Below are 13,939 nucleotides of genomic sequence, written 5' to 3'. Positions count from 1 at the left end.
CGCCCGGCCGACGCCGGTCAGCGTCCCCTGTAGACGGGCTTGCGCTTCTCCGCGAAGGCGGCCAGGGCCTCGCGGTGGTCGTCGCTGTCCAGACAGAGCGGCTGGATCGATTCGCCGATCTGGAGGTGTTCGTCCAGACCGCCGCGGATCGCGCGGTTGAGCAGCATCTTGGTGAAGCCGAGCGCCCGCGGCGGGCCGTCGGCGAGACGCCGCGCCAGCGCGCCGGCCTCCTCCATCAGCGATTCGGGGGCCACCACACGGTTGACGAAGCCGAGCCCGGCCCCCTCCGAGGCCGTAAGCACCTCGCCCAGGGCGCAGAGCTCGTAGGCCTTGTGATAGCCGACCAGCGTCGCGAGGATCTGGCTGACCCCGAGCGGCGTCAGGCCGAGATGGATGTAGGCGGTGCCGAATTTCGCCCGCTCGGAGGCGACGATCATGTCGCAGGCCAGCGCCGTGAAGAAGCCCACGCCCATGGCATGGCCGTTGACCGCGGCGATGACCGGCTTGTCGGTCGCCGCAATCGCCTGGACCACACCGCCGAACTCGCGCCGGATGAACTCGTAGAGCTCGATCGGCCCGGTTTCGGCCTGCTCCATCTGCCGCAGGTCGCCGCCGGCGGTGAACGCCTTGCCGCTGCCGGTCAGCACGATCGCGCGGACGCGGCGGTCGGCGTCCGCCTCCGCCAGCGCCTTGCGCAGCTCGCCGGTCAGCCGGATGGAGAAGGCGTTGAGACTCTCCGGGTCGTTCAGCGTGATCGTCGCGACCGGCGGGTCGATTTCGAGACGGACCTTCCGCCATTCGTCCAGCGGCCCGCGTTCGTCGACCTGGTCCGCATAGGTCCTGCGTCCTGCGCGCTCGGTCATGGAGGCTCCTCTCGTCACTGCCCGCGCCGCCGCCCGTTGCGGAGGCCGGAAGCCGGTGTGCTGCCTGATGATGCTTCGGCCATTATACGGCCGCCGCCGCCGGCTTTCCAACCGGGCCGGGCGCGAGCCTTGCTTACGCGTCGGCGAGGCCGATGCGCTCCAGCACGTCGGTGGCGCGGTAGCCCTCGGGCACGCCCTGGACCAGCGCCACGTCGCCTTTTGCATTGTCGGTGCGCAGCTTCAGGATCGCCTGATAGCCCGGCGAGTCGTATCAGGCGCGGGCGCGCTCCATGTCCGCGAACTCCAGCAGCACGACGATGTCGTGCGGCCAGTCGCCCTCCAGCGGCTCGGTGCGGCCGCCGTGGATCAGGAAGCGGCCGCCATATGCGTCCAGGGTGGCGTCGATCTTCCGGATATAGCCGGCGATATCGGGGCCGTAGTTCAGGTCGCGCAGCGTGGCGATGGCATAGGCTGTCATGATCTCTCTCCTTGCGATGGGCGTCAGGCGGCGGCTGCGGACAGCCGGCGGAGCGCCAGGAACTCGATGGTCGCGAGCAGGGCGACGGCGGCGGCCTGCACGGCAATGAAAGCGTAGCCCAGGGCATTGGGCTCGACCCAGCCGGCGAGCATGAGCAGGACGGAACCCAGCACCCAGGCCTCGTTGCCGGCGATGATGATCCAGGCGGCGGCGCGCGAAGGCCGGGCGGACCGGGCGGTCAGCAGCATGAAGGCCGCGACGGGCAGCAGGGCGAGGCCGGCCCAGAACAGCAGGCCGCCGGGCAGGCCCGTCAGGCTGGCGACGAAGCCGGCGCCGGCGGCGAGCGCGACGCCCATGACGGCGCAGGTGACGCCGTCGGCGAGCACGGTGGCGCGGAGGATGGTTGCAGGATCGGCGGATGACATGTGGCTCTCCCTTTTTCCGCTCGGCCGCCGGGACCGTCCCCGGCGACGTGGCTGCAGGATCGCCGCGTCCCCGGGGCCGCGTCGATTACGCACCAGGTAATTGTGACGCCGCGCGTTTCGCCGCACTGTGGCCGCCATGACCAGCACCGAACATCCGCCCGCCGGCGGAATCCTGCGCCAGTGGCGGCAGCGCCGCGGCCTCAGCCAGCTCGAGCTCGCCGCCGAGGCCGGCGTCTCGCAGCGCCATCTGAGCTTCCTCGAGACCGGCCGCTCCGCGCCCAGCCGCGACATGGTCCTGCGCCTGGCCGAACAGCTCGACGTGCCGCTGAGGGAGCGCAACGCCCTGCTGGCCGCCGCCGGCTTCGCGCCGGTCTACCGGCAGCGCGATCTGGACGATCCCGCCCTGACCCCGGCGCTGTCGGCGGTGCGGCTGATCCTGGCGGGCCACGCGCCTTACCCGGCCATCGCCATCGACCGGCACTGGACCCTGATCGAGGCCAATGACGCGGCGCGCGCGATGATGGGCGCCGGCGATCCGAAGCTGCTGACGCCGCCGGTCAACGTGCTCCGGCTGTCGCTGCACCCGGACGGGCTGGCCGGCCGCATCGTCAACTACGGCGAATGGCGCGCCCACGTGCTGCAGCGGCTGGCGCGCGAGATCGACGCCTCGGCCGATCCGGCGCTGGCGGCGCTGGCGGACGAACTGAAGGGCTATCCCATGCCGCCGGGCGCGCGCATCCAGCGGCCGCCGGCGAAGGACCGCTTCGGCGGCATCGCCATTCCGCTGGAATACCGCACGGACGCCGGCGTGCTGTCCTTCATCTCCACCACCACGGTGTTCGGCTCCCCCATCGACATCAGTCTGGAAGAGCTGGCGATCGAGAGCTTCTTCCCCGCCGATCCGGCGACCGCCGCGGCCATGCGCGCCATGGCGGGCTGAGGGACCCGGCGCGCGGGAGGATGACAGACGCGCGGCGGGGCGGCAGATTCGCGCCATCGTCCGAATCGATGCCTGCCGGAGGCCGCCATGTCCCAGGAGCTCTACGCCGAAGCCTGCGCCGCGACGCCCGCGGTGGAGCGGTTCTTCCGTGTCGCGCCGGACGAATTCGAGAACTGGACCGCCTTCGGCGAGCGGATCGCGGCGAACGGCGTTCTCGAGCGCGTGGCGAAGAACGACTTCCCCATGTCGAAGGGCGAGCGGATGCTCTGCCTTGTCATCACCGCCAAGGCCGACTATGGCCATATCGCCGCCCGGGCCGAGCCCGATGTCTGGGGCTCCGGCGGGTTCTGGTCGATGGACCGGATCAATGGCCGGGTGGCGCTGAAGATCATCGCGGACGGGGTCTGGGACGAACCGGCCTGATCCGGCCCGGAGGGGGAGGAAGGCCTTGCGGTTTCTGGCGACCTGGATCGCGCATCTGGCGCTCAACGTGCGGCCCTGGCGGGGGCTGCTGGATACCGCGCTGCGCATGGACGGACGCAACGCCGCCGCGCTTGGCGGCAAGCTGCGCTATGGCCTGACCCCGGACTTCCGCGTGCTGGTGCTGCTGGCCGCCGAGGACCGGTCCTTCGCCGAAATCTACCGGGCGCATGCGAAGGATTCCCGCGCGCAGCTGCTGCAGGACCTGGTGCAGATCCACCTCTGCGGCGCGAAGCGCGATGGCTATTTCGTCGAGATCGGCGTCGGCAACGGCGTCGATTTCTCCAACAGCTACCTGTTCGAGACGGCGCTGGGCTGGCGGGGGCTGCTGGTGGAGCCGAACCCGGACTTCCATGCCGCCATCCGCGAGAGCCGCGCGGCGCGGCTCGCCACCGAGGCCGCCTTCGACCGTTCGGGAGAGAGCGTCCCCTTCCTGAAGCAGAGCGCGGGCGAGATGTCGGGCATCGCCGATTTCACGAAGAAGCGCCGCAAGGGCAGCGCCCTGACCATCGACGTGCCGACGATCCGCACCGACAAGCTGTTCGCGCGCGAGGGGGTGCCGGCCTTCGTCGATTTCCTGTCGGTCGACACCGAGGGCACGGAGTTCGAGATCCTCTCGGCGATCGATTTCGAGGCGACGCGCTTCGGCTTCATCGCCGTCGAGCACAATCACCACGAGGCCAAGCGGCGGAAGGTCCTCGAGCTGCTGCAATCGAAGGGCTACCGGCGCGTGCTCGACCACATCTCGCAGTTCGACGACTGGTTCGTGCCCGCCTGAGGGCGGCGTCTCAGAGTTCGAGGTCCCAGTTCTGGCCCACCAGGTCGACGCCGAAGCTGTGATGCGGCGCCTCGTCGACCAGCACGAACCCCGCCTTCTGGTAGATGCGCCGCGCGGCGTGCAGGCAGTCATTGGTCCACAGCGTCAGCTTCGTATAGCCCTTCGCGCGCGCGAAACGGATGACCTCGTCCACCAGCCGTTCGCCCAGCCGAAGCCCGCGCGCCGACGGATCCACCAGCAGCAGGCGGAGCTGCGCCGTCGCCCTGTCCTTCTCGACCACGAAGACCGAGCCCACGCGCTCGCCGTCGCGCTCGGCGATCCAGCAATGCTCCCGCGACGGCTTGAAATCCCGGATGAAGGCGGCGCCGATCTCGGCCACCAGCGCCTCGAACGTGCCGTCCCAGCCGAACTCGTCCGCGTAGATCTCGCCGTGGCGGGAGATCGCCCAGCCGACATCGCCCGGCCGGTGGCTGCGGATCACGTAAGGGGCGGGAGCGTCGGCCTCGGGGCCCAGCAGCCGGCGGACCCGGCTCATCGCCGCCGTCAGTCCCCGCCGTTCGGAGGGGGCGAGGGGCGCCAGCATATCGTTCACCTCGCGCGCCGAACGGGCGTCGAGTTCGGCGAACACGTCGCGGCCGGCGGGAGTCAGGGCGACGATCCTGGCGCGGCCGTCGCTTTGCGACCGGCGTTTCGCCACCAGGCCGCGCCGCTCGAGACTCTTCAGCAGGCGGCTGACATAGGCGGGGTCGAGCGCCAGGTCGCGGGCCAGCGCCGCCGCCGTCGCAGCCTCCCGATGCGCCAGCTCCCAGACCAGGCGCGCCTGGGGCAGGGGCAGATCGGTGTCCAGCAGGCCTTCCTTCAGCACGCCCAGGCGGCGTGTGTAGTAGCGGGTGAAATCGCGCACGGCCTCGACATCGCGGGCCGGGTCGGCGTGGGTCATCAGGGCCTCCCGAAGCATTTCGGGTATCTGGCCATCAGATAGCCGCTTTTGTCAATTAAATCATCGCAGGGCGCGGGCGGCGGTCGCGTCCCTTGTCATCCCCGATGGCCCGCAGGCGCTACTCGGAGATCGGGTGAATACGAACGCCCGCGTCCTTCCGTCGCTCGATGCCCGCGCGCCTCTCGGCGGCGGGCATGACAGTAACGAATGGCCGCTGCCCGGCCTGCGATGGACTTCGAGGGAACGGCGGGCTGGCGGACTGGCGGACTCAGAAGGTCCGCCGGCCGGAGCACATGAACACGGCGGGCTGGCGGACTCAGCAGGCGCGCGGGCCGGCCATGCCATCCCCCGCGCGCCATGTGGCGCTGGTGGTTATGCCGCCTGGTTGGTTTCGATGCCGTTCTGGCGGAAGATCTCTTCCAGTTCGCCGGATTCGGCCATCTCGCGGACGATGTCGCAGCCGCCGACGAACTCGCCCTTGACGTAGAGCTGCGGGATCGTGGGCCAGTCGGAATATTCCTTGATGCCCTGGCGGATATCCATGTCGTCGAGGACGTTCACGGAGCCGAACTTGACCCCGAAATAGCTCAGGATCTGAACCGTCGCCGCAGAGAAGCCGCACTGCGGGAAGACGGGGGTGCCTTTCATGAACAGCATGACGTCGCTGGATTTCACGGCTTCGTCGATGCGGTCGTGGGTGGTCTGGTCCATTGGTGTACTCCTGGTTCCGGCCGGGCCGTCAGGCCGGGGCCGAGGTCTGCAGGGCCAGCGCGTGCAGTTCGCCGCCCATCCGGCCGCGCAGGGCCTTGTAGACCATCTGGTGCTGCTGCACGCGGGACTTGCCCGTGAAAGCCGAGGAAACGACGTGCGCGGCGTAGTGATCGCCGTCGCCCGCGAGGTCGGTGATCGTCACCTGCGCGTCCGGCAGCGCTTCCCGGATCAGGGTCTCGATCTCGCCCGCGTCCATCGCCATCGCCACAATCTCCCTTCAGGCAGCCACGCCGCCGGACATGAACGCCGGCAGGGTCTTCTCGTGGGCGCCCCGCAAATCGGCGACCGATATGGTGAGCAGCCCCTCGACAGTCAAATCGCCGCCGCCGGTCGTCCCCAGCACCGTGGCGGGCGCCCCCGCCGCATTCGCCAGGGCCAGGACCTCGTCCGGCCGCGCCGTGGCGATACAATAGCGCGCCTGGTCTTCGCCGAACAACAGCGCGTGCGGCGCCGGGCCGCCTTTCTGCAGCCGCACCCTCGCGCCGACGCCGCCGGCGATGCACATCTCCGCCAGGGCCACGCCCAGGCCGCCATCGGAAAGGTCGTGGCAGGCCGCCACGAGGCCGTCCTGGATCGCCCGGCGCACCATGTCGCCATTGCGCCGTTCCGCGGTCAGGTCGACGGGCGGCGGCGGGCCTTCCTCCCGGCCCAGCAGTTCGCGCAGATAGAGGCTCTGGCCCAGATGGCCGGCGCTATCCCCGATCAGGATCAGCGTGAGGCCCGCTTCCGTCACGGCGATGCGGACCATCTTCGAGGAATCGGCCAGCAGGCCGACGCCACCGATCGCCGGGGTCGGAAGGATGCCCTTGCCGTTGGTCTCGTTGTAGAGCGAGACGTTGCCGGAGATCACCGGATAGTCAAGCGCCCGGCAGGCCTCGCCCATGCCTTCGATGCAGCCGGCCAGCTGGCCCATGATCTCGGGCCGCTCGGGGTTGCCGAAATTGAGGCAGTCGGTGATGGCGAGCGGCGTCGCGCCGACGGCGGTGATGTTGCGCCAGGTCTCGGCCACCGCCTGCCGGCCGCCCTCGACCGGATCGGCCAGGCAATAGCGCGGGGTGACGTCGGTGGAGATCGCCAGCGCCTTTTTCGTGCCGTGCACGCGGACCACGGCCGCGTCGCCGCCCGGCTTCTGGACGGTGTCGGCCATGACCGAGTGATCGTACTGCTCGAAGATCCAGCGCCGGCTGGCGACGTCGAAACAGCCCATCAGGCGGCGCAGCGCATCCTCGTAGCTGTTGGGCTGCGGGGCGCTGGCCGGGTCCAGCGGCCGGGGCCGCGCGGTCGGCGTCCAGGGCCGTTCGTAGGACGGCGCGTCGTCGACCAGGGGGCGGACCGGGATGTCGCCCACGGTCTCGCCGCCCATCTTCAGGGTGAAGCGGCCGGTGTCGGTCAGATGGCCAACGACCGCGAACTCGACGCCCCACTTCTCGAAGATGGCGCGGGCCTCGGCCTCGCGGCCGGGCTTGAGCACCATCAGCATGCGCTCCTGACTCTCGGAGAGCATGATCTCGTAGGGGTTCATGCCCGCCTCGCGCTGGGGCACGGCGTCCAGGTCGAGCTCCAGTCCGACGCCGCCCTTGTCGGCCATCTCGACCGAGGAGCAGGTCAGTCCCGCCGCGCCCATGTCCTGGATGGCGACGATGGCGTCGGTCGCCATCAGCTCCAGACAGGCCTCCAGCAGCAGCTTCTCCATGAAGGGGTCGCCGACCTGCACGGTTGGGCGCTTTTCCTCGGAGGCGTCGTCGAATTCGGCCGAGGCCATGGTCGCGCCGTGGATGCCGTCGCGGCCGGTGCGGCTGCCGACATAGACCACCGGATTGCCGATGCCGGCGGCGGCCGAATAGAAGATGCGGTCCGCCCGGGCGGTGCCGACGCACATGGCGTTGACCAGGATGTTGCCGTCATAGGCCGGGTGGAAGTTGACTTCCCCGCCGACGGTCGGCACGCCCATGCAGTTGCCGTAGCCGCCGATGCCGGCGACGACGCCCGCCAACAGCCGCCGGGTCTTCGGATGGTCAGGGCTGCCGAAGCGCAGCGCGTTCATGTTGGCGACGGGCCGGGCGCCCATGGTGAAGACGTCGCGCATGATGCCGCCCACGCCGGTCGCCGCGCCCTGATAGGGTTCGATGAAGCTCGGGTGGTTGTGGCTTTCCATCTTGAAGATCGCCGCGTCGCCGTCGCCGATATCGATGATGCCGGCGTTCTCGCCGGGCCCGCAGATCACCCAGGGCGCCTCGGTGGGCAGGGTCTTCAGCCAGACCTTGGAGGACTTGTAGCTGCAGTGTTCCGACCACATCACCGAGAAGATGCCCAACTCGGTGATGTTGGGCGTGCGTCCCAGCGCGGCGACGACGCGCTCGTATTCCTCCGGGGTCAGGCCATGTTCGGCGACGATCTCCGGCGTGATCTCGATTCCGGTCATGACAGCGCCTCGACCAGGGATTCGAACATGGCGCGCCCGTCCGTGCCCCCCAGCGCCGGGTCGGCGGCGCGTTCGGGATGCGGCATCAGTCCCAGCACGCGGCGGTTCTCCGAGACGATGCCGGCGATGTCGCGCAGCGAGCCGTTGGGATTGTCGCCGTCATAGCGGAAGACCACGCGGCCCTCGCCCTCCAGCCGGTCCAGCGTCGCCTCGTCGGCGAAGTAGTTGCCGTCGTGATGGGCCACCGGGATCTCGATCGGCCGGGCCGTGTCGTAGCGGGCGGTGAAGGGCGTGTCGGCCGTCTCCACCCGCATGCGGACGGGGCGGCAGACGAAGCGGCCGGAAGCGTTGTGCATCAGCGCGCCGGGCAGCAGGTGCGACTCGCAGGCGATCTGGAAGCCGTTGCAGATGGCCAGCACCGCGCCGCCGCGTTCCGCGTGGCGCACCACTTCCTTCATGATCGGGCTGTGGGCGCTGATCGCGCCGCAGCGCAGGTAGTCGCCATAGGAGAACCCGCCGGGCAGGACCACCAGATCGTAGCGGCCGAGGCTGTGATCGCCGTGCCAGACCATGTCCGGTTCGGCGCCCATGGACTGGCGCAGCGCGACCTGAACGTCACGGTCGCAGTTGGAGCCCGGAAAGACGATGACGGCGGCCTTCATGACGTCAGTCGACAATCTCGATCTCGTAATTCTCGATGACCGTGTTGGCGAGCAGCCGCTCGCACATCTCGCCCAGCTCGGCGCGCGCGCTCTCGCGGTCGGCGGCGGCAATGTCGATCTCGAACATCTTGCCCTGGCGGACGGCGCCGACGCCCTCGTAGCCCAGGCTGTGCAGGGCGGTCGCCACCGCCTTGCCCTGGGGATCGAGCACGCCGTTCTTGAGGGTCACGAAGATACGGGCCTGCATGTCGTCGTTGTCGCTCCGGGTCTTGGGTCGGTCAGTGGACCAGCTTGGGGCCCTTGAAGTCGGACGGGTTCTCCGGCATCACGCCCAGCCGACGCGCCACCTCCTGATAGGCCTCTTCCACCTCCCCCATGTCGCGGCGGAAGCGGTCCTTGTCCATCTTCTCGTTGGTGTCGGCGTCCCACAGCCGGCAGCTGTCGGGGCTGATCTCGTCAGCCAGGATGATGCGCATCACGTCGTTGTCCCAGACGCGGCCGAACTCGATCTTGAAGTCCACCAGCCTGATGCCGATGCCCAGGAACAGCCCGGTCAGGAAGTCGTTGATGCGGATGGTCTGCTGGACGATGTCGTCGATCTCCGGCGGGCTGGCCCAGCCGAAGGCGGTGATGTGCTCTTCCGCCACCATCGGGTCGCCCAGATCGTCGTTCTTGTAGCAGAACTCGATGATGGAGCGCGGCAGCGGCGTGCCTTCCTCCATCTTGAAGCGCTGCGCGAAGGAGCCGGCGGCGAGATTGCGCACGATCACTTCCAGAGGGATGATCTCGGCCTGGCGCACCAGCTGCTCGCGCATGTTGAGACGCCGGATGAAATGGGTCGGCACGCCGATCTGGCCCAGGCGCGTCATCAGATATTCGCTGATGCGGTTGTTGAGAACGCCCTTGCCGGTGATCGTGCCCTTCTTCTGGTTGTTGAACGCGGTGGCGTCGTCCTTGAAGTACTGGACCACGGTTCCCGGTTCGGGGCCTTCGAAGATGATCTTCGCCTTGCCCTCGTATAGCTGTCTGCGGCGGGCCATGTGCTGGGTCTCTCGAGCTTGCGCCGGTGCGGCGCGAAAGGATCCCGGGCGTGTCCGCGCCCGAGGAAGCGCGGAACATACATAAAGCCGCATGGGAAGACAATGCGCGCGCCCCCGGCGTGCGCCGCGCGCGCAATTTGTCGTGAGCAGGCCCGCCGGCGGGATGTAGACATTGAACGCCGGACGGTCGCGCGATAAATGAAACGGGTCATCGAGTTGGCGGCGCACGCCGTGTCCGCCACCGTTCAGCCGCATCACCACCGGGGGTCACATGGCAGGATTCGACGATCGCAAGAAGGCTGCGGAATCCAAGTTCGCTCTGGACGGCGAGAAGGAATTCAGGGCGCAGGCGCGGCGCAACAAGCTGCTGGGCCTGTGGATCGCCGAGCAGATGGGCCTCTCCGGCGCCGAGGCGGACGCCTACGCCAAGCAGGTGATCGCCGCCGATTTCGAGGAGACCGGCGACGAGGACGTGTTCCGCAAGTGCTGGGCCGATATCCAGGAGCAGGGGCTCGACATCTCCGAGCATCGCCTGCGCAGCCACATGGCCGACTTCCTGCAGAAGGCGCGGGCGCAGATCGCCAGCGAATGACGCCGCCGAAGCGGCGCCCGCCGGGGCTGTTCCACCGAGGCGTGTGCGATCGCTAAGTGTCTGAATAGAGCCGCGTTGTGGTGGAATTGCTACACCCTGCCGGGGATGCCCTCGGCGGTCCGGTCATCGCTTGTGGAATGCGTGTGACCTAAAGTATGTTGCATGCGATTTGGCGGAATGCGCGTGCCGGTGGGGGCCGGCTGGCGCATCTGTCCGGGCGAAAACGGGGTGCGAGACATGAAGATCGGCGCCAGCAGGGCGGGAATCGCGATCGCCGCGACCGTCGCATGCATCATGGGTATGGCGGCCGCGGGCGCGCAGGCCGAAAACCTTGCCGAGGAAGTCGAGGCGCTGGTGGAGGATCACCCGCAGATCCAGGCCGCGCGACGCGCCCTTGATGCCTCCCACCAGAACATCCGGCGCGAGAAGTCGGGCTTCCTGCCCCAGGCCAGCATCACCGCCGGCGCAGGCTACGAGCATACCGATTCGCTCGCCACGCGCGCGCTGGGTCTGGAGAATCAGCAGTTCTTCGCCACCAACGCGACGGTCGAGGTGCGCCAGAACCTGTTCAGCGGCTTTTCCCGATTCGCCGGAACGGCCAGCGCCAAGGCGCTGAAGCGGGCCTCGGAGAACACCCTGGCGGCCGTGCGCCAGAACGTGATCCTGGAAGGCGTGACCGCCTATCTCAACGTCCTGCGCAACCGTGAGTTGGTCAGGCTCAACGCCGGCAACGAGCGCGCCATCCGCGAGCAGCTCGAGCTGGAGGACGAGCGCGTCACCCGCGGCTCCGGCATCAGCGTCGACGTGCTGCTGGCCAAGTCGCGCCTGCAGATCGCCAAGGAGCAGAGCATCGCCTTCGAGGGTGCGCTGAAGGATTCGATCTCCACCTATATTCAGGTCTTCGGTCACCCCCCGACCCTGGAGAGCATGGTGCCGATGCAGGTGCCGCCCTCGATGCTGCCCGAATCCAAGGAGGCGGCGGCCGAGAAGCTGCAGGCCGAGAACCCGGTGATCAAGATCGCCTCGGCCCAGGCCGATTCGGCGATGCACGAGATCGACCGGGCCCAGTCCACCTACTATCCCAGCGTCGACGTGGTGGGCAGCGCCAACATCGAGAACAACTTCGCCGGCGTCGAGGACGTGCGCCACGATTACGCCGTCAAGCTGGAACTCACCTGGCAGCTGTTCGACGGCTTTCTGACCCCGGCCAACAGCGCCGAGGCCAACGCCCGTTACAAGGAAGCGATCCAGAGCGGCCGCGACGTCAGCCGCAAGACCACCGAACTCATGGAACTCTCCTGGCATGAAATGGAAGTTGCAAAAGAGCGCGCCGAACTCTTGCGTAACGCGATGAATATTGCCGGTGAGGTCTTCCAGTCCCGAATTGAGCTGCGGGAAGCCGGAAAAGAGACGGCCATCAATGTTCTCGACGCCGAAAACGAGCTATTCAGCGCATGCATCAACTTCGTTAACGCATTCTTCGACTCTCAAGTAGCAGCGTTCCGAGTGTTGAATACCCTGGGCCGTCTGGATACGCGCGCCGTTGCGCAGTCCACGCCGGTCGATAACTCGGCAGTCGTCGCGCAGTGCGGTTTCACCCCCTCCGAAGGGGGCGGATACCAGCCGGCCCAGTAAAGCCACCGACGCGCGCCGGGCTCTGTTAGGAGAGCTTGGTACATGACCAGAGACCAGTTGCCGCCGCGTCTTTCCGACGGGTTTGCGGGACAGCAGGACTTTGCGGCTGTCTTCGATGCGTCGGGCAAGGCGAGCCTGGTCATCGACAAGGGCGCGTTCCTGCTCACGGCGGACTTCGTCCGTCAGGGGCCGGATCTGATTCTCGTCGGCCAGAACGGCGAGAAGGTTCTCGTCGTCAATTTCTTCGCTTCCGAGACGCCGCCGGACCTCTACACCCTGGGCGGCGCCCAGATCACCGGCCATCTCGCTTCCATCCTCGCCGGCCCCGCCGCCGATGGCCTGGCCCAGGCCGGCGGCGACCTCGGCGAGCCGATCGGCGTTGTCGAATCCCTGGAGGGCGTGGTCTTCGCGACCCGCGCCGACGGCAGCCGCGTGCAGCTCTCGCCGGGCGATCCGGTCTACCAGGACGACGTCATCGAAACCGGCGGCCAGGGCTCGGTCGGCCTGCGCTTCGTCGACGACACGACCTTCTCCGTCGGCGAGGACGCCCGGATGGTCCTCGACGACTTCGTCTACGACCCGGCGGCCAACACCGGCAACGCCGTCGTCAACGTGCTTCAGGGCTCGTTCTCCTTCGTCTCCGGCGCCGTGGCCAAGACGGGCGACGACGCGCTCACCGTCAAGACGCCGGTGCTCACCATCGGTATCCGCGGCACCTACGTTACCGGCCGCGGCGCACAGGAGGGCGAGGAGTCCGAGGTCGTCAACCTGCCCGACGACCAGGGCCAGACCGGTTCGGTCTTCGTCTCCAACCAGGCCGGCGGCGTGCTGCTCAGCCAGGCTTTCGAGCAGACCAGCGCCTCCAGCCAGTTCGAGGCCCCGAACCCGCCCCGGATCCTCAGCCGCGAGGAGGTCGAGGACCGCTTCTCCGACGCGCTGAACAGCCTGCCGAACTCGCCCGGCGTCGAGCGCGGCGGCCGCGACGACGACGATGGCGGCGATGACCGCCGCGACGGCGGCGGCGACGATGCCGGCGCCGCGGCCGAAGGCGAAGGCGAGGGCGAGGGCGAAGGGGAAGCCGAAGGCGAGGGCGAAGAGGAAGCCGAAGGCGAGGAAGAGGGCGAAGGCGAAGAGGAAGGCGAAAGCGAGGAAGAGGGCGAAGGCGAGGAAGAAGCCAGCAGCGAGGAAAGCGGCGAAGGCGATTCGGGCGGCGAGGACGGCGCGGACGGTGGAGACGGCGAAGGCGGCCTCGGCGCCGAGGACGGCAGCGTCGAAGGGCCGGCCGAAGGCGGCGACGCGACTGGTGATGGGGGCGATTCAGCCGACGGCGAGGAAGCTTCCGCTCCCGACGAGGGGCCGGCAAGCGACGAAGGCGGTCCCGGCGATGGCGGCGGTGACACGGCCGGCGACGGCGGTGATGCGGGCGGGGATTCCGGCGGCACCTCCGGCGGCACGACGGGCGGCGGCGGCAGCACGTCCTTCGGCACGACATCGGGCTCGACCACGGGCGGGACATCGGGCACCGGCGGCGCAACCGGCGGCGGTGGGGGTGATAGCTTCGACAGCCTGGTGGAATCGACTGCGCCGCCTTCGGGCGGCGGCGGGGGCACCGGTGGTGGCGGCGGTAGCGGCGGTGGATCCGGCGCCGGTGCTGAAGACGATGGCGGCGGCGGCGACGACGGCAACGAAGACATCGTGGCCCCGCCGCCGCCGTCGGGCCCGACCGCCGGCAATGACACGCTGAACGGCAACGCGTCGGCCAACAACATCGTCGGCGGCGGCGGCAACGACGTCCTCAACGGCCTCGGCGGCAACGACACGCTGAGCGGCGGCGTCGGCAACGACCAGCTCAACGGCGGCGAGGGCAACGATTCGCTCGACGGCGGCACGGGCGCGGACACGCTGAACGGCGG

At 68.8% G+C, this 13,939-nt stretch carries 16 protein-coding genes; 6 read left to right on the top strand and 10 right to left on the bottom strand.

Features of this window, described 5'->3' with window-relative positions; genetic code table 11:
• Window positions 1-17 precede the first annotated feature (17 nt).
• The 3 genes from CWC60_RS15830 to CWC60_RS15820 form a co-directional block, all read right to left on the bottom strand.
• Window positions 18-863: an enoyl-CoA hydratase/isomerase family protein gene (locus CWC60_RS15830; RefSeq protein ID WP_164516582.1), complete on the bottom strand. Its 846-nt coding sequence runs from the start codon at window positions 861-863 to the stop codon at window positions 18-20.
• Between the two features lie 271 nt (window positions 864-1,134).
• Window positions 1,135-1,341, bottom strand: coding sequence for a DUF1330 domain-containing protein (locus CWC60_RS23930; protein ID WP_206419965.1), 207 nt, complete (start codon window positions 1,339-1,341; stop codon window positions 1,135-1,137).
• Between the two features lie 23 nt (window positions 1,342-1,364).
• Window positions 1,365-1,766, bottom strand: a complete 402-nt coding sequence (locus CWC60_RS15820) for a hypothetical protein (RefSeq protein ID WP_109794907.1) — start codon at window positions 1,764-1,766, stop codon at window positions 1,365-1,367.
• Between the two features lie 136 nt (window positions 1,767-1,902).
• Here CWC60_RS15820 and CWC60_RS15815 point away from each other — a divergent pair, with 136 nt between their 5' ends.
• The 3 genes from CWC60_RS15815 to CWC60_RS15805 all read left to right on the top strand — a co-directional run bounded on the left by CWC60_RS15815 (window position 1,903) and on the right by CWC60_RS15805 (window position 3,964).
• On the top strand, window positions 1,903-2,706 hold the full coding sequence (locus tag CWC60_RS15815; protein ID WP_109794906.1) for a helix-turn-helix domain-containing protein: 804 nt from the start codon (window positions 1,903-1,905) through the stop codon (window positions 2,704-2,706).
• Window positions 2,707-2,793: 87 nt separating this feature from the next.
• Complete coding sequence (locus CWC60_RS15810) at window positions 2,794-3,129, top strand: hypothetical protein (protein WP_109794905.1); 336 nt, start codon at window positions 2,794-2,796, stop codon at window positions 3,127-3,129.
• Window positions 3,130-3,154: 25 nt separating this feature from the next.
• The gene (locus CWC60_RS15805; protein ID WP_109794904.1) at window positions 3,155-3,964 is read left to right on the top strand and encodes an FkbM family methyltransferase; all 810 of its coding nucleotides are present in this window, start codon (window positions 3,155-3,157) and stop codon (window positions 3,962-3,964) included.
• Window positions 3,965-3,974: 10 nt separating this feature from the next.
• On the opposite strand, the gene CWC60_RS15800 is transcribed toward CWC60_RS15805, so the two are convergent.
• The 7 genes from CWC60_RS15800 to purC all read right to left on the bottom strand — a co-directional run bounded on the left by CWC60_RS15800 (window position 3,975) and on the right by purC (window position 9,799).
• Window positions 3,975-4,904, bottom strand: coding sequence for a bifunctional helix-turn-helix transcriptional regulator/GNAT family N-acetyltransferase (locus CWC60_RS15800; protein WP_109794921.1), 930 nt, complete (start codon window positions 4,902-4,904; stop codon window positions 3,975-3,977).
• Between the two features lie 372 nt (window positions 4,905-5,276).
• Window positions 5,277-5,615: a Grx4 family monothiol glutaredoxin gene (gene grxD / locus CWC60_RS15795; RefSeq protein WP_109794903.1), complete on the bottom strand. Its 339-nt coding sequence runs from the start codon at window positions 5,613-5,615 to the stop codon at window positions 5,277-5,279.
• A 28-nt stretch (window positions 5,616-5,643) separates the two neighbouring features.
• Window positions 5,644-5,877 carry a BolA family protein gene (locus tag CWC60_RS15790; RefSeq protein WP_109794902.1) on the bottom strand — a complete coding sequence of 78 codons (234 nt, stop codon included), beginning with the start codon at window positions 5,875-5,877 and terminating at the stop codon, window positions 5,644-5,646.
• Between the two features lie 15 nt (window positions 5,878-5,892).
• Window positions 5,893-8,097, bottom strand: coding sequence for a phosphoribosylformylglycinamidine synthase subunit PurL (purL, locus tag CWC60_RS15785; protein WP_109794901.1), 2,205 nt, complete (start codon window positions 8,095-8,097; stop codon window positions 5,893-5,895).
• Entirely contained in the window at window positions 8,094-8,759 is a 666-nt protein-coding gene (gene purQ, locus CWC60_RS15780; RefSeq protein WP_109794900.1) for a phosphoribosylformylglycinamidine synthase subunit PurQ, read from the bottom strand. The genes purL and purQ overlap by 4 nt, the downstream gene beginning before the upstream one ends.
• Window positions 8,760-8,763: 4 nt before the next feature.
• The gene (gene purS / locus CWC60_RS15775; protein ID WP_109794899.1) at window positions 8,764-9,006 is read right to left on the bottom strand and encodes a phosphoribosylformylglycinamidine synthase subunit PurS; all 243 of its coding nucleotides are present in this window, start codon (window positions 9,004-9,006) and stop codon (window positions 8,764-8,766) included.
• Between the two features lie 31 nt (window positions 9,007-9,037).
• A complete protein-coding gene (gene purC, locus CWC60_RS15770) occupies window positions 9,038-9,799 on the bottom strand; it encodes a phosphoribosylaminoimidazolesuccinocarboxamide synthase (RefSeq protein WP_109794898.1) in 762 nt (253 codons plus the stop codon).
• A gap of 271 nt (window positions 9,800-10,070) precedes the next feature.
• On the opposite strand from purC, the gene CWC60_RS15765 reads away from it, so the two are divergent.
• The 3 genes from CWC60_RS15765 to CWC60_RS24310 form a co-directional block, all read left to right on the top strand.
• On the top strand, window positions 10,071-10,391 hold the full coding sequence (locus tag CWC60_RS15765; protein WP_109794897.1) for a DUF1476 domain-containing protein: 321 nt from the start codon (window positions 10,071-10,073) through the stop codon (window positions 10,389-10,391).
• A 237-nt stretch (window positions 10,392-10,628) separates the two neighbouring features.
• Window positions 10,629-12,026 carry a TolC family protein gene (locus CWC60_RS15760; RefSeq protein ID WP_164516581.1) on the top strand — a complete coding sequence of 466 codons (1,398 nt, stop codon included), beginning with the start codon at window positions 10,629-10,631 and terminating at the stop codon, window positions 12,024-12,026.
• A gap of 42 nt (window positions 12,027-12,068) precedes the next feature.
• Window positions 12,069-13,939: FecR domain-containing protein (locus CWC60_RS24310; protein ID WP_206419964.1), on the top strand; the 1,871-nt coding region annotated here is incomplete at its 3' end.

This window comes from Minwuia thermotolerans (assembly GCF_002924445.1).
GTDB lineage: Bacteria > Pseudomonadota > Alphaproteobacteria > Minwuiales > Minwuiaceae > Minwuia > Minwuia thermotolerans.
The sequence above is the reverse complement of the archived record's forward strand: the minus strand, read 5'-3'. Positions and strand labels throughout refer to the sequence as shown.

Bases quoted from the DNA above. Each gene is read 5' to 3' on its own strand.
- CWC60_RS15830 (WP_164516582.1), bottom strand. From the start codon at position 863: ATGACCGAGCGCGCAGGACGCAGGACCTATGCGGACCAGGTCGACGAA.
- CWC60_RS23930 (WP_206419965.1), bottom strand. From the start codon at position 1,341: ATGACAGCCTATGCCATCGCCACGCTGCGCGACCTGAACTACGGCCCC.
- CWC60_RS15820 (WP_109794907.1), bottom strand. From the start codon at position 1,766: ATGTCATCCGCCGATCCTGCAACCATCCTCCGCGCCACCGTGCTCGCC.
- CWC60_RS15815 (WP_109794906.1), top strand. From the start codon at position 1,903: ATGACCAGCACCGAACATCCGCCCGCCGGCGGAATCCTGCGCCAGTGG.
- CWC60_RS15810 (WP_109794905.1), top strand. From the start codon at position 2,794: ATGTCCCAGGAGCTCTACGCCGAAGCCTGCGCCGCGACGCCCGCGGTG.
- CWC60_RS15800 (WP_109794921.1), bottom strand. From the start codon at position 4,904: ATGACCCACGCCGACCCGGCCCGCGATGTCGAGGCCGTGCGCGATTTC.
- grxD (WP_109794903.1), bottom strand. From the start codon at position 5,615: ATGGACCAGACCACCCACGACCGCATCGACGAAGCCGTGAAATCCAGC.
- CWC60_RS15790 (WP_109794902.1), bottom strand. From the start codon at position 5,877: ATGGCGATGGACGCGGGCGAGATCGAGACCCTGATCCGGGAAGCGCTG.
- purL (WP_109794901.1), bottom strand. From the start codon at position 8,097: ATGACCGGAATCGAGATCACGCCGGAGATCGTCGCCGAACATGGCCTG.
- purQ (WP_109794900.1), bottom strand. From the start codon at position 8,759: ATGAAGGCCGCCGTCATCGTCTTTCCGGGCTCCAACTGCGACCGTGAC.
- purS (WP_109794899.1), bottom strand. From the start codon at position 9,006: ATGCAGGCCCGTATCTTCGTGACCCTCAAGAACGGCGTGCTCGATCCC.
- purC (WP_109794898.1), bottom strand. From the start codon at position 9,799: ATGGCCCGCCGCAGACAGCTATACGAGGGCAAGGCGAAGATCATCTTC.
- CWC60_RS15765 (WP_109794897.1), top strand. From the start codon at position 10,071: ATGGCAGGATTCGACGATCGCAAGAAGGCTGCGGAATCCAAGTTCGCT.
- CWC60_RS15760 (WP_164516581.1), top strand. From the start codon at position 10,629: ATGAAGATCGGCGCCAGCAGGGCGGGAATCGCGATCGCCGCGACCGTC.